Source organism: Mesorhizobium sp. M1334 (assembly GCF_040317995.1).
In the GTDB taxonomy this organism is placed as follows: domain Bacteria; phylum Pseudomonadota; class Alphaproteobacteria; order Rhizobiales; family Rhizobiaceae; genus Mesorhizobium.
Genome location: NZ_JAMYLM010000008.1, coordinates 163644 through 183208 on the forward strand (window position 1 = coordinate 163644; position 19565 = coordinate 183208).

General features: G+C 61.7%; 22 protein-coding genes. 12 read left to right on the plus strand and 10 right to left on the minus strand.

From position 1 onward, the window contains the following. Window positions 1-33 precede the first annotated feature (33 nt). Together NKH17_RS17005 and NKH17_RS17010 are read left to right on the plus strand one after the other, a co-directional pair. A complete protein-coding gene (locus NKH17_RS17005) occupies window positions 34-723 on the plus strand; it encodes an MFS transporter (RefSeq protein ID WP_352897714.1) in 690 nt (229 codons plus the stop codon). 4 nt (window positions 724-727) lie between these two features. Continuing rightward, entirely contained in the window at window positions 728-1375 is a 648-nt protein-coding gene (locus tag NKH17_RS17010) for an MFS transporter (protein WP_352897715.1), read from the plus strand. A gap of 66 nt (window positions 1376-1441) precedes the next feature. Here the strand turns inward: NKH17_RS17010 and NKH17_RS17015 are convergent, their stop codons facing one another. Next, the gene (locus NKH17_RS17015) at window positions 1442-1660 is read right to left on the minus strand and encodes an ATP-binding cassette domain-containing protein (protein WP_352897716.1); all 219 of its coding nucleotides are present in this window, start codon (window positions 1658-1660) and stop codon (window positions 1442-1444) included. A gap of 276 nt (window positions 1661-1936) precedes the next feature. On the opposite strand from NKH17_RS17015, the gene NKH17_RS17020 reads away from it, so the two are divergent. The 6 genes from NKH17_RS17020 (at window position 1937) to NKH17_RS17045 (ending at window position 9193) form a co-directional block, all read left to right on the plus strand. Next, window positions 1937-3133 carry an acyltransferase family protein gene (locus NKH17_RS17020; protein WP_352897717.1) on the plus strand — a complete coding sequence of 399 codons (1197 nt, stop codon included), beginning with the start codon at window positions 1937-1939 and terminating at the stop codon, window positions 3131-3133. A gap of 2 nt (window positions 3134-3135) precedes the next feature. After that, complete coding sequence (locus tag NKH17_RS17025) at window positions 3136-4239, plus strand: glycosyltransferase family 2 protein (RefSeq protein WP_254819424.1); 1104 nt, start codon at window positions 3136-3138, stop codon at window positions 4237-4239. A gap of 48 nt (window positions 4240-4287) precedes the next feature. Next, the gene (locus tag NKH17_RS17030) at window positions 4288-5274 is read left to right on the plus strand and encodes a glycosyltransferase family 2 protein (protein ID WP_352475738.1); all 987 of its coding nucleotides are present in this window, start codon (window positions 4288-4290) and stop codon (window positions 5272-5274) included. Between the two features lie 9 nt (window positions 5275-5283). Further along, on the plus strand, window positions 5284-7071 hold the full coding sequence (locus NKH17_RS17035) for an ABC transporter ATP-binding protein (RefSeq protein ID WP_502895558.1): 1788 nt from the start codon (window positions 5284-5286) through the stop codon (window positions 7069-7071). A gap of 1083 nt (window positions 7072-8154) precedes the next feature. Then, window positions 8155-8376, plus strand: coding sequence for a hypothetical protein (locus NKH17_RS17040; RefSeq protein ID WP_254819423.1), 222 nt, complete (start codon window positions 8155-8157; stop codon window positions 8374-8376). 112 nt (window positions 8377-8488) lie between these two features. Further along, window positions 8489-9193 (plus strand): SOS response-associated peptidase, encoded by a 705-nt coding sequence (locus tag NKH17_RS17045; RefSeq protein ID WP_352902184.1) that lies wholly within the window; start codon window positions 8489-8491, stop codon window positions 9191-9193. Here the strand turns inward: NKH17_RS17045 and NKH17_RS17050 are convergent. Then, window positions 9190-9450, minus strand: a complete 261-nt coding sequence (locus NKH17_RS17050) for a hypothetical protein (RefSeq protein ID WP_352621366.1) — start codon at window positions 9448-9450, stop codon at window positions 9190-9192. The genes NKH17_RS17045 and NKH17_RS17050 overlap by 4 nt on opposite strands. Window positions 9451-9453: 3 nt before the next feature. Then, entirely contained in the window at window positions 9454-9714 is a 261-nt protein-coding gene (locus NKH17_RS17055; protein WP_352475623.1) for a hypothetical protein, read from the minus strand. A gap of 136 nt (window positions 9715-9850) precedes the next feature. On the opposite strand from NKH17_RS17055, the gene NKH17_RS17060 reads away from it, so the two are divergent. The 4 genes from NKH17_RS17060 (at window position 9851) to NKH17_RS17075 (ending at window position 13594) form a co-directional block, all read left to right on the plus strand. Next, a complete protein-coding gene (locus tag NKH17_RS17060; RefSeq protein ID WP_352902180.1) occupies window positions 9851-10030 on the plus strand; it encodes a hypothetical protein in 180 nt (59 codons plus the stop codon). 310 nt (window positions 10031-10340) lie between these two features. Then, a complete protein-coding gene (locus NKH17_RS17065) occupies window positions 10341-12446 on the plus strand; it encodes an AAA family ATPase (protein ID WP_352971482.1) in 2106 nt (701 codons plus the stop codon). A 50-nt stretch (window positions 12447-12496) separates the two neighbouring features. Beyond that, window positions 12497-13075 (plus strand): hypothetical protein, encoded by a 579-nt coding sequence (locus NKH17_RS17070; RefSeq protein WP_352902174.1) that lies wholly within the window; start codon window positions 12497-12499, stop codon window positions 13073-13075. Between the two features lie 6 nt (window positions 13076-13081). Then, entirely contained in the window at window positions 13082-13594 is a 513-nt protein-coding gene (locus tag NKH17_RS17075; protein ID WP_352902171.1) for a hypothetical protein, read from the plus strand. Window positions 13595-14021: 427 nt separating this feature from the next. Here NKH17_RS17075 and NKH17_RS17080 read toward each other — a convergent pair whose 3' ends face one another. From NKH17_RS17080 to NKH17_RS17110, 7 genes are all read right to left on the minus strand, one after another. Further along, window positions 14022-14171, minus strand: a complete 150-nt coding sequence (locus tag NKH17_RS17080; RefSeq protein WP_023677295.1) for a hypothetical protein — start codon at window positions 14169-14171, stop codon at window positions 14022-14024. Between the two features lie 14 nt (window positions 14172-14185). Then, complete coding sequence (locus NKH17_RS17085; RefSeq protein WP_352902168.1) at window positions 14186-14509, minus strand: DUF2934 domain-containing protein; 324 nt, start codon at window positions 14507-14509, stop codon at window positions 14186-14188. A 115-nt stretch (window positions 14510-14624) separates the two neighbouring features. Further along, the gene (locus NKH17_RS17090; RefSeq protein WP_352902165.1) at window positions 14625-15263 is read right to left on the minus strand and encodes a BA14K family protein; all 639 of its coding nucleotides are present in this window, start codon (window positions 15261-15263) and stop codon (window positions 14625-14627) included. 168 nt (window positions 15264-15431) lie between these two features. Beyond that, the gene (locus NKH17_RS17095) at window positions 15432-16202 is read right to left on the minus strand and encodes an ABC transporter ATP-binding protein (RefSeq protein WP_502910597.1); all 771 of its coding nucleotides are present in this window, start codon (window positions 16200-16202) and stop codon (window positions 15432-15434) included. Window positions 16203-16234: 32 nt separating this feature from the next. Next, window positions 16235-17233: an ABC transporter substrate-binding protein gene (locus tag NKH17_RS17100; RefSeq protein WP_352822725.1), complete on the minus strand. Its 999-nt coding sequence runs from the start codon at window positions 17231-17233 to the stop codon at window positions 16235-16237. A 58-nt stretch (window positions 17234-17291) separates the two neighbouring features. Next, entirely contained in the window at window positions 17292-18140 is an 849-nt protein-coding gene (locus NKH17_RS17105; RefSeq protein WP_352690332.1) for an ABC transporter permease, read from the minus strand. A 40-nt stretch (window positions 18141-18180) separates the two neighbouring features. After that, window positions 18181-19545 carry an LLM class flavin-dependent oxidoreductase gene (locus NKH17_RS17110; RefSeq protein ID WP_352902158.1) on the minus strand — a complete coding sequence of 455 codons (1365 nt, stop codon included), beginning with the start codon at window positions 19543-19545 and terminating at the stop codon, window positions 18181-18183. Window positions 19546-19565: the final 20 nt, after the last annotated feature.

Consider the following 19565-nt stretch of genomic DNA (forward strand, 5'->3'; position numbering starts at 1 on the left):
TGGGTTCTCGCCCTCACCTCGATAGGCTCCTTGATGGTCGTTCTCGATGCGATGGTCGTGGCGACCGCATTAAGTACGATGCGGGTCGAACTCGATGCCTCGCTGGAGACGCTGCAATGGACGATGAACGCCTACAATTTAAGTTTTGCCGTCCTGCTCATGACCGGGGCGGCGCTCGGTGACAGGTTCGGCCGCCGCCGCATCTTCATCGCCGGATTGGCGCTGTTCGTCGCAGCGTCCGTTGCCTGCGCGCTCGCTGGAAATGCCGGATTGCTGATTACGGCCCGTGCGGTTCAGGGCGCGGGTGCCGCAATGGTCATGCCACTGGCCATGGCGCTGCTGAGCGTCGCTTTTCCTCCGGAGGAACGAGGCAAGGCGCTGGGTATCTTCAGCAGCATCACAGGCCTGGCCCTGATCATCGGCCCGATGGCCGGCGGTGCAATCTCCGAAGGCCTCTCCTGGCACTGGATCTTCTGGCTCAATGTCCCGGTCGGCATCATCCTCATCCCGCTGGTGCTGCGTCGGATTCCGGAGAGTCACGGGCCGGGCACGGCTATCGATGTCCTCGGCGTCGTCCTGGTAACTGCGGCGGTATTTGGAGTGGTCTGGGGTCTGATGCGCGGCAACATCGTGGGCTGGAGCAGCTCTGAAGTGCTGTCGGCGCTGACGGGCCGGGCTGCTTCTCGCCATCGCATTCGTCCTTTGGCAGTTACGTACCCGTGAGCCCATGCTGCCTTTGCGGTTTTTCCGGGCGCGCGCATTCTCCTCGGGCGTAGGGGCGAACTTCCTGCTCTGCGCCGCCATGTACGGCCTCGTATTCCTGTTGCCGCAGTTTCTGCAGTTTTCCCAGCGCCGCGGGCCGCTCGGCGCCGGCATGGGATTGCTGCCTTGGACCGCAACGCTTTTTGTGGTCGCACCGATCGCCGGCAGCCTGATCAAGCGCGTCGGCGAGCGCTGGCTTGTGGTGGCCGGATTGATCCTGCAAGCGGCTGGAATGGCCTGGCTGGCGCAGATCGCAGCACCTGATCTGCCCTACATCCAGCTCGTCGCGCCGCTGGTCATTACCGGCGCAGGCGTATCGATGGCCATGCCTGCCCCGCAGAATGCGGTCCTCAATGCGGTCGCCCGGCCGGAGGTCGGCAAGGCTGCCGGCACGTTCAACCCATTCCGCTTCCTCGGTGGCGTATCTGGGATCGCGATCGCCGGTGCGGTGTTCGCCGGGACCGGAAGCTTCGCGTCCACCGACGCGTTCAGTGATGGCTTCACCTCGGCAATCGACGTCTCCGCTCTGCTCTCACTCGCCGGTGCGCTCGTCGGAATGGGGCTGCCGGAGCGTCGCGCAGTGGTGGTCGCGAATGCCAGCAAGGAGGCGTAACCCGGAGGCGGGAAGCTTGCGCGTGAGTGGGTGCCGCGAAGCAGCCCCCTCCTTCAACACGCCCTCCTATTGCCCGGCGGATGCGAGGGTGCCGCTCGCCATGAGACCCCACAAATGGTCGGCGCTCAGGTGCCTGGCGGATCCATCATAGGCCACGCGTCCGAGACTGAGAGCCACGATCCTGTCGGCCAGCGCCCGCGCTGTGGAGAGATCATGCGCGACGAGGATCACGCCGGTGCCGCTGGCGCCGATCGAGCGGACGAGCTTCGCGGCGGCGGCGAGCATGTTGCATTGCAGCACCCCTGCCGCCGAAATTGGTCGGCCAAGGCAGCGTGTCAAAATCGTCAAAGATGGACAATTCGGGCTGGTTCCCGCTGTTTTTTGTGCTTTATTAGTCGCGTCTCACGTTCCTGTTTCAAATGTGTCAACTTTTTGTGTTGCGTTGCACAATGGTGGCCCTATTCTGGGTGAGGGGGGCGCTACCGATTGGAAATGCGCCGTGAACGACGCCGCCATGTTGACCGATTGGCAGTTTCGCCGTCCCGCCGGCGTACGCCGCTAATGGGAAATGCGCGCGACACCCAATTGGACGCGCTGAGGGCCATCGCCGTGACGATGGTGCTGTACGCCCACTTCTTCGCGGCCGGCGGGGCCTCGTTCTGGGGCCATATTGGCGTGCGTCTGTTCTTCGTGCTGAGCGGCTTTCTGATCACGCGACTGCTGCTGGAAGCCAGAGTGGCCGCCGAATTCGAAACCGGACCGGCGCTGAGATCCTTCTATATCAGGCGGGCGCTGCGGATATTCCCGCCCTATTTTGCGGTGTTGGGTTTCGTCTGGCTGGTGGACCTGGAGCAGTCCAGAGGATCGCTGGTTTGGCATGCACTCTATCTGTCGAACTTCTGGTACGCATCGCAGAATGAATGGACGCCCTGGCTGCTCTGCCATTTCTGGAGCCTGAGCATAGAGGAGCAGTTCTATATCGCTTGGCCGCTGATAGTCCTGCTGGCGCCGCGCCGGCGCCTCGAAGCAATCTGCATCGGCGTTATCGCGCTGTCGCTGGCCTATCGCTTTTATTGGCCGATCGCGGGAATGCCCAGCCTGGCGCGCGACCTGCTGCCGCCGGCGTCGATGGATGCACTGGCGTCAGGCGCGCTGCTCGCCGCCTACCGGTCAAGAGCTGCTGGCTTGCCGCAATGGCTTCGAGTTGGCTGGCCGGGGCTCGCGGCGGCGTTTTTCGTTCTGCAGTGGTTTTCGCCGACGCCGGAAAACCCAGTGCAGGAATGGGGTCTCTGGCTGCTGTTGCAGATCCTGCCTGTCGCGCCTCTGGTGGTCATCGTTGCAAGCTGTTCAACGGGCATTGGCGGGCGCGCCGGAAAACTTCTCGAACTGCCGCCGCTGCTCGGTTTTGGCCGCATCAGCTACGGCGTCTATCTCTACCATCCCATAGTGCTGGCGCTGGTCGTCAAATCGCAGCCGTGGATCCCGCTCAACGTCTCGGAGCAAGGGCCGGGGCGGTTTCTGGTGGCGGGAACGGCAACGCTCATGCTGGCTTCGGTTTCGTGGCTGCTTTTCGAGAAGCCACTCAACAGCCTCAAACGCCACTTCCCCTATGTTGCTCGAAAACGCCGCGCCACCATCCCGGCAGGGATCGACACGACCAATACCGGATGGCTCGCGGCGGGAGCATATCTGGGCAGGCCGCTTGATGGTGGCACTTCACCGTTGCCACGCAAGCTGCAACGAACCGATCGGGGCTGATCATGGCTGCTCCCTTAGTCTCCGTTCTGCTGCCGATCTACAATGCGGGACCTTATCTGGCAGCTGCGCTGGGCAGCATCCTGCGCCAGGATTACAAGCATGTTGAGGTCATCGCCATCGATGACGGCTCGACCGACAACTCGCTGCAGATCCTGCGGAAATATCGCCAGGCCGACAGCCGCGTCTCGATCGTCTCACGCGAAAACCGCGGCCTGATCGCAACGCTCAATGAAGGCCTAGCCGTTGCCCGGGGCGATCTGGTCGCCAGGATGGATGCCGACGACATCGCCTATCCCCAGCGCCTGTCGCGACAGGTAGCACTGTTCGACCAGCAGCCTGACCTCGCTCTATGCGGTGCAAGCTTCGACACGTTGCTCGGCAACCGCATCGTCAGGGGGTCGCCCGATCCGATATTCCAGGACAATAGCCTGCGCATATTGTCGATGTTCTTCACGATCTTCATGCATTCAACGGTCGTTTATAACCGGAAGGTGATCGAAGACGGCGTTCTACATTATGACGAGAGCTACAAGCACGCCGAGGATTTCGACCTGTTCAGGCGGCTGACCGATCGCTACCCGGCAGCAATGATCCCCGAAAGCCTCATCGCCTATCGTATCCATGACGACAGCGTGACCAACAGGCACAAGCGCGAAATGCGCAGGACGCATTTGAAGATCGTCGCCGAGAACCTAGAGCGCGAAGGGCTCGTACAAGAGACGCAAGACCTCCGCGCCATCGGTGAGGTCCTGTCGATGGAGACGATTCGCCGTGCCGCCGAATGGATCCTCGCGCTGGAAGAAAGGATAGCCGCGCTTCCGGTCGAGACGAGGCCGAGCTACCAGGCCGGCACGCTGAACCTGTTCTATTTCCTCTATCAGCTGATATCGGGAGAAAGACAGCCGCTGCTGATGCACGAATTCCTGACACGGACGGCGAAATGGAAACTCATCCGGCGCCGCGAGCAGTACGTGTTTCGCACCGGTGCTTTCGCGCCGCGCTTCAGTCTCGCCTCGATGTCGGTCACCAGGCAGGTGGATGCCCTGTCGCGGTATCTGCAGTCCGTGCCGGCCGCGGCGGTTTTGCCTTCGAACCAGTTGAGCTAGCAACCCATGTTCGTCAAATCGCACCAGCTCCAGCAACGCGGCCGCTCGATGATGCCGGCGGCCATGTCGCCGCGGCCGCAGCAAGGACCGGTGCCGGCGGTCAGCTTCATTGTCTGCACCCGCGACCGTGTCGCCGTACTCGAGCCCTGCATCAGCTCGATCCAGGCCGCGTGTCGTGCCCATGCCGACTTTGCCGCCGAGCTGGTGGTTGTCGACAACGGCTCGACCGACAGCACGGCCAAACGGCTGGCCAGCATCGCCGAACTGTCGGACATCCCGTTCACTGCCATTTGCGAGCCGCGACCCGGATTGGCGGCCGCGCGCAACGCCGGGCTGGAGCGGGCGCGGGGCCGCGTGCTGGTCTTCGTCGATGATGATTGCGCGGTTCACAAGGATTATCTGCGCGATCTGCAGCGGCACTATGCGGCCGGCGAACGGGTCATCCGCGGCGGTCGCGTCGAGCTTGGCGATCCCCGCGACCTGCCGTTCACCATCAAGCGGTCGCCGGTGCGCGCGCGGCTTACGCCGGATGTCCATCCCGGCGGCTTCGTGCTTGGCTGCAACATGACGATGCACCGCGATGTTGCCGCCCGAATCGGGCGTTTCGACGAACGCTTCGGCGCCGGCGGCCCGCTGCGCTCGGCGGAAGATACGGACTATCTCGTCCGAGCGGTGCTGCTCGGCATTCCGGTCGAATACGTGCCCGACATGACCATCTATCACCATCACGGCCGGCGCGACCGCAAGGCCATCGAAAAGCTGCATCGCGATTACAGCATGGGCAATGGCGGGCTTTGCCTGAAGCATATCCGCCACGCGCCGTGGCTGCTTCGGCATTTCTACTGGTCGATGAGGGCAGCCTTGCGCGAACTGAGGAAAGGCCCGCTGTTCGATCGTGAACTCAAGCTGTCGCACTGGCCGATCATCGGCATGAATCTGCTCGGCGCGGCCAAGTTCGCGGTGCTTTTGCTGGCGAAATCGCCAAAGACAACGGAGATGCGACAGGAGCAACAGGCAAATGCCGAGGCGAGGTGATCCGCTATCATGCGACTGATGCCGCCCAGCCTGCCGATGCTGCGTCGCGCGCTCGGGCAAAAGCAGTTGCGCCTGCTTCCGGCCGTGGTGGTGCTCGGGCTGCTCAGCGCGGCACTTGAAGGCTTCGGTATCGGCCTGATCATCCCGTTGCTGAACATAATCATGGGGCAACAGGGGCAGACCGGCATGGCCGGCTTTTCCGCCGTCTTCCAGCATGTCGGAGCGAGCCTGAGCGAGCGCGACCGGCTGATCGTCATATCGGTCGCCATCCTCGGCTCGATCGTGCTGAAAAATCTGTTCGCCTACGCCAACACGCTGCTGACCACCTTCATCTACGGCAAGGCCAGCCATTCGATCCGCAGCGCGCTGTCGGAGCAACTGCTTAGGGTAGGCTACCCGTTCTTCCTGCAGCAAAGTCCTGGGCGGCTGCTCAACATCATCTCCAACGAATCCTGGCGGGCCTCGGATGCCATCCAGATCACGCTGGGGGCAATCGTCAACGCATCGGCCGCGATCATCCTGCTGACCTTCCTGCTGCTCCTGTCGTGGCAGATGACGTTGCTGGTCACGCTGGGCCTGGCGCTGGTGCAGGTCGCGCACGCCATGCTGTCCGCCAATCTGAAGGCGCCGAGCCGCAGCGTCGCCTCCCGTAACAGCCAGCTCGCCTCACAGATGCTGCATCTGGTGCATGCCGGGCGGCTGATCCGCATCTTCGGCCAGGAGCAACGCGAGAAGGCGGCATTCGACCAGGCGTCGGATGCGGTGCGCCGCGCCGCCTTCGTGCTTTTGACCCGTCAGGGAGCGTTGCCGCCGCTGACCGAAATCCTGCATGCCATGCTGTTCCTGGCGGTGGTGATCGGCGCCTGGTTCGCCAATGTTTCCTTCCCGCTGATCGTTGCCTTCGTCATCCTGCTCTACAGGCTGCAGCCCTACATGCGGTCGCTGCAAATGGCCTGGAGCCAGCTGCAGGGCCTGAGCGGATCGCTGGAAGAGGTGACGTGGATGCTGGACCCATCCGACAAGCCCGCGCCGCCGCAAGGTGACGCGGCGTTCCCCGGGCTCAGCCAAGGCATCAAGTTCGAGGACGTCACCTTTACCTATTCCGGCTCGGAGCAGCGCGCGGTGGTGCTGCATGCGGCGAGTTTCGATATCCGCAGCGGCCGCTCGACCGCGCTGATCGGCCGGTCGGGCGCCGGCAAGACGACGGTCGTCAACCTTTTGTGCCGCTTCGTCGAACCGGATAGCGGCAGGATCCTCGTCGATGGATCGCCGCTGGACCGCATCGACCCCAGCCAGTGGCGAAAGCACATTGCACTTGCCAGCCAGGAGCTGGAACTGGTCGACGGCACGATTTTCGAAAACATTGTCTACGGCCAGGACGCGGCCTCGGCCGACGATGCCGAGCGCGCGGCAAAACTGGCCGAAGCGCATGGCTTCATCGAGCAACTGCCGCAAGGCTACAGGACCGTAGTCGGCTACCGCGGCGTCAATCTCTCGGCGGGACAGCGGCAGCGGATCGCATTGGCCAGGGCCCTGGTGCGCGATCCCGATATCCTGATCCTCGACGAAGCCACCAATGCGGTGGACGGACTGTCGGAGGCGGCGATCGTCGAGACGCTGAAGTCGCGCGCCGGCCGCCGCACCACCATCGTCATCAGCCATCATCGCAGCACCATCTCGTTCTGCGACGACGTGGTGATCCTGAGCCACGGCCGCGTGAAGAAGCAGGCACCCTTCGCCGCGCTGGCGACGCTCAGTATGGACGAGCTTTACCAGCACGAGGCGCTGGAGGGCTGAGGGCGACCCGCTGCGCGCGCTGTGAGGTCGTCTCGAATGTCAAGCCAGGTCAAGCATCTCAGGGGTGAGGAAGACCTCCGCCATGCTTCTCGGGAGGATTTCCGGGGTGATGAGTCCCGAGCTTACCTGCTTTCGATCTGGAGCGTACAGAACCAAGGGTCCGCCTGCCAAATCCAGCAATGGCAGGCGGACCCCAATCAGCGCATGAAGGGACTGATTCTGCGCCGATGTCTCCTCGAGGAGGTGACGCCATCAACTGAAGACGGGCGCAGTTGTTCCCGAAGCTGCCTGTGCACGGGACCATTGCGCAGGCAGGTCAGACTTAGGTCCCTGCGAACGGGCATCGCTGGCTGTGAGTGAAGATCGGATCGGCTCGGTGGTAGCGAAACTTCGTCCGGAGATAGGTGCAGCCATCGGGTTCCGGGCATGCGGCTCGGCGCTGATCATGGGCGTCGACCGATCCCCGCACGGCTGATGCGGAGGGCGCTTGCATTCCTGCGGAATGCGCATCCAATCCGGCGCCAACTGAAGTTGTCCAGGCGGTACAGGGCTCAGCGGTCGTCAAGCTGTTGCTAATATGCAGCACAGGCAGCGCTCTATGGACACCGTCGCTTGGAACCGCTACCTCCGGCCAACCGTTGGTGCCACAATGACAAAACCAAAAAGTGAGGCTGACGATGGACCCGCGGCAAAACAACACGTTGGAGATCTGGTGTCTTGCAGCCGTTCCGCTGTCACTACTCCTTACGGTGTTATTAGCCGGATTTATTCTTTAGCCGAACCCAACGAGGCCGGCTTTGCGGACCGGGCCAGGAAGATGAAAATGACGGCCATTAGGCACGGTAGGCGTGGCGGACACCCCCGCAGCACCAGGCCGTGGCAGCCTTTTCCGACGTTGCCATCATAATCGGCTTTTTCGACCGTTCCGGTCCGCGGCGATTGCTCGCGGTCCGGTTGCGAGGGGCGAGCATCCGAGCCCGTACATTTTTTACACAATCTCTGATTGGTAGACTCGCCCGACGCCATCGACGTTAATTTTGCGTTAGCGACAGGAGGGGGGAGATCGCTAAAGGGAGGAAGAAAATGAAAGAAAACTACGATCTGACGATCGACTACGACGACGACGAGCCTTACGACAACAAACCCTACGATCTGGTCACATTCGCGAGAAAGCACGGGCTCAACATGCGAGCCGCCGAGCTTCTCCTTTTCGCCAAGGGTCCGTCCCGAGCGGCCTGCGATGCCGCGGCCAGGGCTTTTCTCGCGGCAGTCGCCGCACAAGCTATGAGACAATCGGCGCGGTAGGTCTCACAAAACCATTGCTGACACGGCCTGCCGTGTCAGCAACCCGACGGACAGCGCTGGAAATTCCGGGCCGTTTCCAACAAGATGCCTGAGCATCCGGGAACGGCCTGAAATGTGCAATCTTTACAATATCACGACCAGCCAGGAGGCCATTCGCCAGTGGACCCGCGCCTTGCGCGACATCATCGGCAATCTCGAACCCTCCATCGACATCTATCCCAACCAGCCAGGCCCGGTGGTGCGCAATGCGCCGGACGGCGAACGCGAATTAGCCAATCTGCTGTGGGGCATGCCGACGCCACTGGAGCGGGTCAAGAGCAAGGCCGACTACGGCACCACCAATATCCGCAATCCGCAATACGGCCACTGGCAGCAATATCTCGGCATCGAGAACCGCTGCGTGGTGCCCGTCACCAGCTTCGCCGAGCCCAGCCCGACGCCCGGCGACAAGGACCCCGAGACCGGCATTCAGCGCAACTTCTGGTTTGCGCTCGGCGAGGACCGCCCGCTGTTCTTCTTTGCCGGCCTGTGGACGCGCTGGCAGGGCATTCGCAAGGTCAAGGACGGCCCCGCCGAGCACCAGGTCTATGGCTTCATGACGACCAGGCCCAACGCGCTGATCGCGCCGATCCACGACAAGGCAATGCCGGTGATCCTGACCACGCCGGAAGAAACCGAGGCTTGGCTCAGCGCGCCATGGTCGGAGGCAAGACACCTGCAGCGCACGGCGCCCGATGACGCGCTGGTGATCGTCGACAAGCCGGCGACGCAGATCAAGTTTCCGCAGCAGGCGCCGGCGCAAGGCTCATTGTTTTAGCGCTTGAATTTCTGCAGCACCCAGATGTAGCCCTTGGGCGGATGATCCTGGTCGATGAACTGCGTCTTCACCGTCGTGTCCTTGCGGCTGCATCGCTTGCACCTGAACCCGATCGCTTCCAGCGGCTTGTTCCAGCCCACCACCTGCGCCACGTCATTCGCCCTGAACCGTCCTACATGGTAGCAATGGCCGCACTCCACGATAAGCAGCATGTTGGCCTTGGCGGCCCGTCCAACGCTGTCCATCGGCCCGGCCATGGCTCATTTCCGGGTCGAGTAATCCTCGGGGAGGGGAAGCAGGCCAAGCTCCGCCATCCGGTAATCGGGCTCCTTCTCCGCGACGCTGGCCAGCACCCCGTGCAATTTTTCGACAAGCCCGCAAAGCTGCCAGAACAGCTCGCCATGCGCCTTCAGATGCAGCTGCGACGACAGCACCGTCCTGCGCAGGCTCAGAGCGTCCCTGATGATCGCCTCCGCATCCCTCGCCGACAGCCTGTCGAACCGGCTTTTTCGTCTGCCCATCGCGGCTCTCCTCGATTTGTGAGCAACCGCCCCGCCTACTGACAAATAGGAAGGCATTCCTCGCCAAGTCAATTCGCTCTTGACATTTTTGTTCCCGTTTTGTTCAATTTGAACAGAAACTATCGGAGGCATCGCCATGGATCACATCGTGACGCTGGACAGCCGCCAGGAGGCTGCGCTGCAGGCTATCGCTGACAGGTTCATTGCGTTGCATAAGGGTGACGCGGTGAAGGCGCTGAAGGAGATGATCGTGCTGAATGGGCATCTGCAGGAGCGGCTTGATGCGGTGGAGGGGCGACGAGCGGCCATGCGGTAAGAGTGCACCTGCCATGCCGGCGAACCCGACTGGCTCGAGCGGATGCCGGTGAGCAGCAACAGTTAAAAGACGGATCGAGATAGCGGCTCCCTGCGGCGGATATCAGTGCAGAGACACGAGAATAATCCTGTATTGTTGATCGAAGAATACTTGCGCGACGTTTTGCGCTGCGCAATGTTGTCGGAGGGGAGTTTTATTGGGCATTTGGGGGGAATATGAAACGTGTAGTTTTCACGGGCCCCTGCACTCAAGCCGATAGGCAGCGCTGGCCATCATATCAAATCAGCAGAACAAGGCATCGACCGGAGATGTGCTTGGCGTTTTCCTGATCGGCGTGCCAGTCGCATCCATGTCGGGCGGCGACCACGAGGCTGAGATCGCGCTACTGAAGGGCGCTGCGGTCCGCCGAAAACTTAGAAATCCCTGGAAGACAAATGCGGAAGGGCGGGAGCAGGAAATGCGTCTTGAAAAGTTTCGCGTGCATGAGTTTAGAAGCGTCTGGGACTCGGGAGACATTGAGGTAGGAGACGTGACGTGCCTTGTTGGGAAGAACGAGGCAGGGAAGACGGCTCTCCTTAAGGCCCTCTATCGTGTCGCTCCTATAGTCAACGAAGATGCTGCCTTCGACGCGACCGACGATTATCCTCGAAAGGAATACGGAGATTATCTGCACGAGGTCGAAAGTGGGAAACGTGAACCTGCCGAGGTAATAGCTGCCGAATATAGGCTAGAACTAGACGATATTGCAGCGGTCGAGCAGGTCTTTGGATCGAGGGCGCTCAAGAGCCAAACGATTTGCCTAACCAAAGGGTATGCAAATGAGCGCACGTACAACATATCCTTCGACGAGGGCGCCGCCCGCGCCCACGTGATAGCGGCGGCGGAACTCACAGATGCCACCCGGGCAACCCTTGAGATGGCCGCTTCCTGGGGAGACTTAAAGACGAAACTAGAAGGTGTCGAAGCGACCGTAGAGGTTACTCGCTTGCTCGCCTTCGTGAACGTCATCTTCCCGGACGATGGATCACACTATACCTTTAACAAAATCCTTTCTTCGCGAATCCCTGCTCTCCTCTATTTTGATGAATACTACCAGATGCTCGGCCATGAGAACGTGCAGACCCTAATTCAGCGGAAGGCAGCTGGCACCCTCAAGCCATCAGATCATCCACTCTTGGGTCTCATCAACCTTGCTCGCCTCAATCTCGAAGATCTACTCGGCGCACAGCGAACTACCGAATTGGTCAACAAGCTTGAGGGAGCGGGCAATCACCTCACGCGCCAGATTCTCAGATACTGGTCGCAGAATAAGCATCTGCAGATGCGTTTTGATATCCGGGAGGCCCGGTCAGAGGATCCCGAGCACATGCGCTCCGGGCAAAACATTTGGGGACGCGTCTACGATCAGGTCCATTGGGCGACGACCGAACTTGGGTCCAGATCCAAGGGCTTCGTTTGGTTCTTTTCTTTCCTCGCATGGTATGAGGACGTAAAGCGGTCCAACAAGAAGCTTATCCTGCTCCTGGACGAACCGGGACTGTCGCTTCATGGGCGCGCTCAGGCAGACCTACTTCGTTACATTGAGCAGGAACTGAAGCCAAACCATCAAGTTATATACACTACCCACTCCCCTTTCATGGTTGACCCGGCCAACTTCAATCGGGTCCGGATTGTTCAAGATCGTGGTATAGACGCTGATGATCCGCTGCCTAAGGAGGAGGACGGCACCAAGGTCCTCACTGACCTTTTCGATGCGTCCGACGACAGTCTCTTCCCGCTTCAGGGCGCGCTCGGGTACGACATTCATCAAACTCTCTTCGTCGGACCCAACTGCCTCGTGGTCGAGGGTCCCGCTGATATGCTCTACCTTCAAGCCATGAGCAGCGTTCTGGAGCGGGACGGGCGGACAGGTCTCGATCCTCGTTGGACCATTACACCTGTAGGTGGAAGCGGAAAGGTATCGACTTTTGTGTCTTTGCTCGGAAATCAGAAAGGGATGAAGCTAGCCGTGCTTGTCGATGTCGCAGTATCGGACAGCGAAGCCGTAGAAGCCCTGTACAAGAAGAGGCTGCTTCAGCGGAAGAACGTCCACACCTATAGCGATTTTGTGGGCTCCAAAGAGGCTGACATCGAGGACATGTTTGATAGAGGGTTCTATGTCGATCTTGTTAACGCAGAATATGCCAAGCAGTTGAATGGTAATATTGGTCATTCAAATCTGAATGCCAAATTGCCTAGAACTGTAAAGGCTATAGAGAAGTATCTTGAGAGATATCCGCTGAATTACGGCGAGTTCGGTCATTTTCGGCCAGCGCGATACTTCACCGAGCATCTAGAAACTCTCACGACAAGTGTATCCGATAATACAAAGACACGATTCGAAACCGCATTTAAAAAGATAAATTCTTTACTTTAGTATCCAATAGTTCCCAGATTAGAAGGAAGATAAAAGTGGGGAGCAAACGGATGAGGCGTGCACTGCTTGCGTTATCGTTGATCCCAAGCGTGAGCTTTCATGTTGCGCTGGCGAACGCAGAAAATCCCGAGCGGGAGAAGTGCACCTGCGACACGCAGAAGGAAAGCCCGCCGAACAATGGTGCGTGGGTCAAGAATGCTACTGCATGCTGGTCGACGGAAATCAGGGACCGCCAATGGTGTGATATTACAGTCCAAAGTCTGGAAGGAAGCCAGGCCCACGCGGCGATCATTGTCCAGTTGCTTGACCGCAAAGATGATGCCGCGGCGCTTGACGCTAAGCTGCAAGAGCAATTCCAAGAATTCACTGAGACAGCTGCCGACGGTGGGGTGCCGCTCGATGTTGAATTAGCTCGTGACACTGTCCCCAGCCTGTTGAAGCGAAATGAAGGAGTCGTCGTCCAGTGCGTAAACGCCCTTCAGGATAGGGTGTTCGGAAAGGGCGGTGCCGTTTTGGAAGGCCAAGGCGGCTTCAAATGTAGCGTTGGGGAGTCGAGCGGATGGCTGCGCATCGAATTTCAGGTAGGGGATGTTTGGCTCGCCTACATGATCGCCCCTCCTCCCTCATAAACCCTCATGAGCGCACGGCTTAAGAAATTTGCGCTGTGGTTGGCTGCACTGATCGTGGCGACCTTCATAACCATTTGGTTAACCGACGGCTATGGTTGGCTGTTACAGCAATTTGCCCCTCCTTCACCCTTAAAGATCGATTTTCAAGTTGAGAAGCGTTGCGCGGGCGGAGAACTGGTCGACCTCAGCCAACACTTTGCCGATCAATCCTTAAAGCTCGAATGGGGTGCTGACCGCTTGATTATTTGCGATCCGGACGCATTGCAAACCAACGTTGCGGATGCGCCGAGAGATCTCGCGAATGCGTTTCCGGGATGCCTGCACTATGGAAGCGGCTCACTCCGAATGTTGCACTCCAGCAATGCGGTGTGCGCGTTGCCTTCCGGTGGCGGCTATATCTGTGACGGGGAAGCGGCCGGTAGCTATCTGGGATCAATGGCCTTGGGCATTGAGGCAGACGCTGTTTCACCATGCACGGATCAGGTGCTCTCACGATTTGGCTTCAATGCAGGGTTCTGAGCCAATCAGGCGTCAGTTTTAGCGCCTAGTTGAAATACCCTCCGTCCGAGGCGAACAGCAAGGGGTTGGGAAAGTCGATCCCAAAATGCTCGACAGACGCGCCCTATTGTCTTCTGGCCGATATGACCGGTAGCGGCTGAAGCAGTATTGCATCTGGTCGGATGACAGCTCTGCGCCGCCAAGTTCATCCGATGGCGGGTAGCCCTCCACTGACGACGTTATCGCTCGCCTCGACGTAGCTGCCGTCATCGGTGATGTCGAGATAGGGCGAGATGCAGGGGCGCTGCTCTCCGCTGTGGGACGTGTAGTGTCGTCGCTTGGCCTGTAGGAGCGGTAGTGGTTTCGCGACGGCTTGTTGCGGGCTGGATTCAGGTTCCGCCAGGCATGCCGCGCGACTGGCTGCCGGGCACCGGCCACCAGCGCCGCTTCAATGGCGCTTGAAATACTGCACCTCGCGTTCGTGCTTCTCGGCGGCCTCGCGGGTATCGAAGGTGCCGAGATTACGGCGCTTGCCGGTCTTTTCGTCCTTCTTGCGCGAATAGAGGCGGTATTTTCCGTCTTTGAGTTTTCTGATCATCTGTCTCTCCTTGGCTAGGGCCGGCGCTTCCCCTCGAGGTTGCGCGCGGCTTGCTCGATCGCCGCCCTGTCGTTGCCCAGCCTGTCGATCAGCTCTTGCGCCTGTTCGCCCGATATGCCGGTGCGCACCGCCAGGGCCTCCACCGTCAAAACGTCGGAGCTTGCGACCTCGCGGGTTTCCGGCAGGGCATCGCCTGCCGTCAGCGGCAGGGCCGCCTCCCTGTCGATCTCGGCCTCGGCCCGGTGCCAGTGCCGCTCGGGATCGCCATGGATCCCGCCTTCGCGTTCCCAGATCTGGTATGCGCGCTCACGAATCTTGTCTTCCCGGTCGTCGCCCATGTTGATTTCTCCTTTGGGTATCGGATGAACGCCGAGCCAACCCGAACGATCCAAGAAATCTGCGTGATCGTTGGTCGCACAAGGCGCCATGCACTGGGGCCGCCAGCCGGCCTGCCTACTCGCACTGCCGGCGCGGGCCGCCGGAGTAAGGCTGATAGCTATTGTCTTCCGGTCGGTACGAGCGGTAGCGGCTGAAGCAATATTGCACGTGGTCGGATGACAGCTCGGCGGCGCCGGGTTCATCCGATGGCGGGTAGCCCTCCACCGACGACGTATCGCTCGCCTCGACGTAGCTGCCGTCATCGGTGATGTCGAGATAGGGCGAGATGCAGGGGCGCTGTTGGCCGCTGTAGGAGGTGTAGCGGTTGTCGTCCGGCCGGTAGGAGCGGTAGCGGCTGGCGCACCATTCGACATGAGCGGCGGGCAGCGCTTGCTGCTGCTCTTCCGATGGTGGCTTGATGGAGCCGGTGGCGGTGGTGTCGGATGTCGAAGCTGCGGCCGTATCGGCGGGTCTCGCGGTGCGATCAACTTCCGAGGTGCGAACGGGAACCGGGCGGGCCGGGAGGCGCTCGAGGCGCTGCGAGGCCGGGTTTACCGGGCGCGGATCCTTGGCCCACAGTTCGGCGACGCTGGAGACCGGGGCGGCCGGCGGTACCGGCTTGGCTATCAATAGCCAGGTGGCGAAGGCGAGACCGCTGGCGAATACGGCGAGCGTCAGCACGAAGCCGCCAAAGATTGCGAACAAAGCTTTCATGCCGCGCTCCTTTGCCTCCCGGTTAAGGAAATGCCGGGGCGGGGAATCCGGTTCCAGGAAAGAGCGTAGTGCAGGGCACTCGAAGGAAGGCCCATCTCCGTCTCGGCTTCGCCGAGACACCTCTCCCCGCTTCGCGGGACGCGGAATCCAAGCCCTCTTAGGCGGCTTTCAGTGCAGCCCGAATTCGCGCAGCAGTTCTTCGCGGTGGCGTACGAAGCGGCTTTCGCTGCGCTCGCGCGGGCGGGGCAGGTCGATGTCGATCAGCCGCGCCGCGCCGCCTTTCTCCTTGGGCAGGATCAGCACCCTATCGGCGAGGTAGATCGCTTCCTCGAGGTCGTGCGTCACCATCACCATGGTGACGTTCTCCTCGCTCCAGATGCGCGCCAGTTCCTCCTGCATGCCGATCTTGGTCATCGCGTCGAGCGCGCCTAGCGGCTCGTCAAGCAGCAGGATTTCGGGCTGCACGGTCAGGGCGCGGGCAATGCCGACGCGCTGCGCCATGCCGCCCGACAGCTGCCTTGGAAACGCATCGCCGAATTCGGCGAGGCCGACGAGCGCGATGTAGAAGCGCGCCCGTTCCTCGGCCTCAGCCTTCGGCACGCCGCGCACTTCGAGGCCGAAGGCGACGTTGCCGAGCACCGTCAGCCAGGGCAGCAGGCGCGGTTCCTGGAAAATCACCGCGCGCTCGGCGCCGACGCCGTGCACCGGCTTGCCGTCGATGGCGACGCCGCCGCTGTCGGCCGCCTCCAGTCCGGCCAGGATGCGCAGCAGCGTTGTCTTGCCCGATCCGCTGGCGCCGACGATGACCAGGCATTCACCCGAGCGGATGTCGAGATTGAGGGTCCTCAGCACGGCAAGCGAACGCCCGCCGATGCTGAACGATTTGGACAGGTCGCGTATGCTGACCTCACCGCCGCTTGTGCCGCTCATCGCGCTCATCTCCTAGCTGATTGTCTTGCCGGTTGGCCTTCTCAGTTGGTCTTGGTTTCGCCGGGCCGGTAGAGGATGTCCGCTGCCTTCAGCTTACCCTTTGGCAGGCGGCCGTCGCGTTCGAGCACGCTGACCCAGAAGTCGATGTCGCGGTCCGTCGCCTTGGCCCCCTGGCGCAGCCCGAAGCCGGTCCAGTAGCGCGCCAGCTCGCCGTTCTCGCCGCGCTTGTCGAGGATGTTTGCCAGAACCTTGCGCGCTTCGTCGGGGTTCTGCAGCGACCAGTCGGAGGCGCGCGCCGATTGCTCAACGAAGTTGCGGGCGGCGTCCGGATGCGCGGCGATGAAGTCGCGCCTGAGCACGACGAAGCCGCCGGCCAGCTCGCCCAGCACGTCGGTGTCGTTGAACACGCCGCGCACGCCGCCATTGTCGACCAGCGCCCCGGCAAACGTCGCCTGCCAGTAGCCGAGCGCCGCGATGTCGACCTGGCGGGAGCGCAAGGTCTGCTCGAGCTGCGGTCCGGGTACGACAACGAGATTGGCGGCGTCCGGAGACAGGCCGACGCTGTGCAGCGCCTCGCGCACGGTGTAGTCGAGATGGGCGCCGAGCGTGTTGACGGCGATGGTCTTGCCGGCAATGTCGGCGATCGATTTGATCGGGCTGTCGTCCAGCACGTAGAAGACGCTGCGCACCTTGCTGTTGATGCCGTTGCTCGGATAGACGGCGACGAAGTCGTTGCCGCCGGAGATCGAATTGATCACGGCGGCGGTTGCGGCCGAGCCAATATCGACGCTGCCGGAGGCGAGCGCAAACAACGATTCCGGGCCGCCGCCGGAATAGCCGACATTCTCGATCTCGATACCGAGGCCTTTGAAATAGCCGAGCTCGCCGGCCAGCTCATGCGGAGAGATGCTGCCGCGGCTGGCGAGGGAGCGGAACTTCACTGGTGCCGCTTCGGCAAAGGCGAAGCGCGGCAGGCCGGCGGCGAGAAGGCCGGCGGCGAAGGGCGCGCCGGCAAGCAGGGAACGGCGGGTGATTTTCATGGTCCGGGTCTTTCCTGATTTGAGTTCTGGCCTGGTTGAGATTGGTAAAGGCTGGTGGTCAGTCGACGGCATTGCTCCAGCGGCAGAGCCGCCGCTGCAGGCTCACCAGTGCCTGGTTGGCGATCAGGCCGAGGCCGGCGAGGATGACGATTGCCGCAAACATCAGCGGTATCTGGAAGTTGTACTGCGCGTTCATCACCTGGAAGCCGATTCCCTTGTTGGCGCCGATCATTTCGGACGCGATCAACAACAGCAGCGCCGTGGTGGCGCTGAGCCTCAGCCCAACGAAGATCGACGGTACGGCGCCGGGCAGCACGACACGGCGGAAGACGGTGAGCTGCCTGGCGCCATAGACGCGCGCCATCTCCAGCAGTTTCGGATCGACTTGCTTGACGCCGCCGATGGTGTTGAGCAGCAGCGGAAACAGCGTTGCCCAGAAGATGACGAACACCTTGGAGGCTTCGCCGAGCCCAAGCAGCAGGATGAACACCGGATAGAGCGCCAGCGCCGAGGTCTGGCGGAAAACCTGCAGGATGGGATCGAGCGCGGTTTCGACCGTGCGCACCTGACCCATGAACAGGCCAAGCGGGATCGCGACCAGCACGGCGGCCGCGAAGGCGAGACCGGCGCGCTGCAGGCTGATGGCGATGTCGCCGAGTAGAGTGCCGCCGGCCAGCCCCTTCCAAAGTGCCGCGACAATCATGTCGATCGGCGGCAGCACGGCCGTGTTGACCCAGCCGGCGCTGCTCGACACTTGCCACAGTGCGAGGAAAGCGATGAGGACGCCGTAGCGCGACAGGAAGCGAATTCCCGCCCGGCCGCCGAGGCGCAGGAAATCCGTGCCGAGGCTTGTCGTGCTGTCACGCGTGCCGAGGCTGGCGGCCTGTCCGATGTGCTGCAAGGTCATCGTCGTGCCTCTCGCTTCGAGGGTAGTGGGCTTCGTGGAATTATTCGGCGGCCAGCACGGCCGAGCGCGCGGCGGTCCACGGGTTTTCCGGCCGCCTGAGGCCGAGGTTCTCGCGCAGGGTCCTGCCTTCATAGGCGGTGCGGAACAGGCCGCGGCGCTGCAGTTCGGGGATCACCAGCTCGACGAAGTCGTCGAGCCCGCCGGGCAGCCAGGGCGGCAGGATGTTGAAGCCGTCGGCGGCTTCGTTGCCGAACCATTCCTCCAGCTGGTCGGCGACCTGCGTGGCGCTGCCGATGACGGTGTAATGGCCGCGGGCCGTCGCCACCCATTGATAGAGCTGGCGGATGGTGAAGTTGTGCTCGTCGGCAATCTGGCGGATCAGCGCCTGGCGGCTCTTCATGCCTTCGGTTTCCTTGCTTGGCGGCAGCGGGCCGTCGAGCGGATAGCCCCTGATGTCGAGCGTCTGGCCGGCCAGCCCGTTGAGCAGGGCGACGCCGTCTTCGGGCAGGATGAGATCGTTCAGCTGCTGGTATTTGGCGCGCGCTTCTTCTTCGGTGCGGCCGACGAAGGGCGCTACACCCGGCATGATCAGCACCTGCTCGGGATCGCGGCCGGCGGCCGTCACACGTGTTTTGATGTCGCGATAGAATTCCTGCGCCGACGCCAGGTTCTGATGGGCGGTGAAGATGACTTCCGCCGAGTGGGCGGCGAGCTTGCGACCGTCTTCGGATTGTCCCGCCTGCACCACCACCGGGTGCCCCTGCACCGGGCGCGGCACATTGAGCGGACCCTTGACGCTGAAATGCGCGCCCTTGTGGTCGATGTCGTGGAGCTTGTCCTTGTCGTAGAAGCGCCCCGATTTCTTGTCGCGGATGAAGGCGTCGTCCTCCCAGCTGTCCCACAGCGCCTTGACCGTCTCGACGTGCTCATGCGCGCGGGCATAGCGCTCGGCATGGGCAGGCTGCGTATCGCGATTGAAATTGCGCGCGGTTTCGTCGCCGGCCGAGGTCACGACATTCCAGCCGGCGCGGCCATTCGACAGATGATCGAGCGAGGCAAATTTGCGGGCGAGCGTGTAGGGCTCCTCGTAGGTGGTCGAGGCGGTGGCGATGAAGCCGAGATGCGTGGTGAGCGGCGCCAGCGCTGCAAACAGCGTGACCGGCTCGAAGCCGGCGATCTTGGCGTTGCCGCCTTCGCGGGCGCCGAGGCCGACCGTCAGATTGTCGGCGAGGAAATAGGCATCGAACAGGCCGCGCTCGGCGGTCAGGGCAAGCTGCTTGTGGAACTCGAAATTGGTGGCGCCGTCGGCCGGTGCGTCGGGATGGCGCCAGGCGGCGATATGCTGTCCGCCGCCGGGAAGGAAAGCGCCAAGTTTGATTTGCCTGGATTTGGTGGATCTGGTCATCGCGGCGTGCTCCTGGGTGG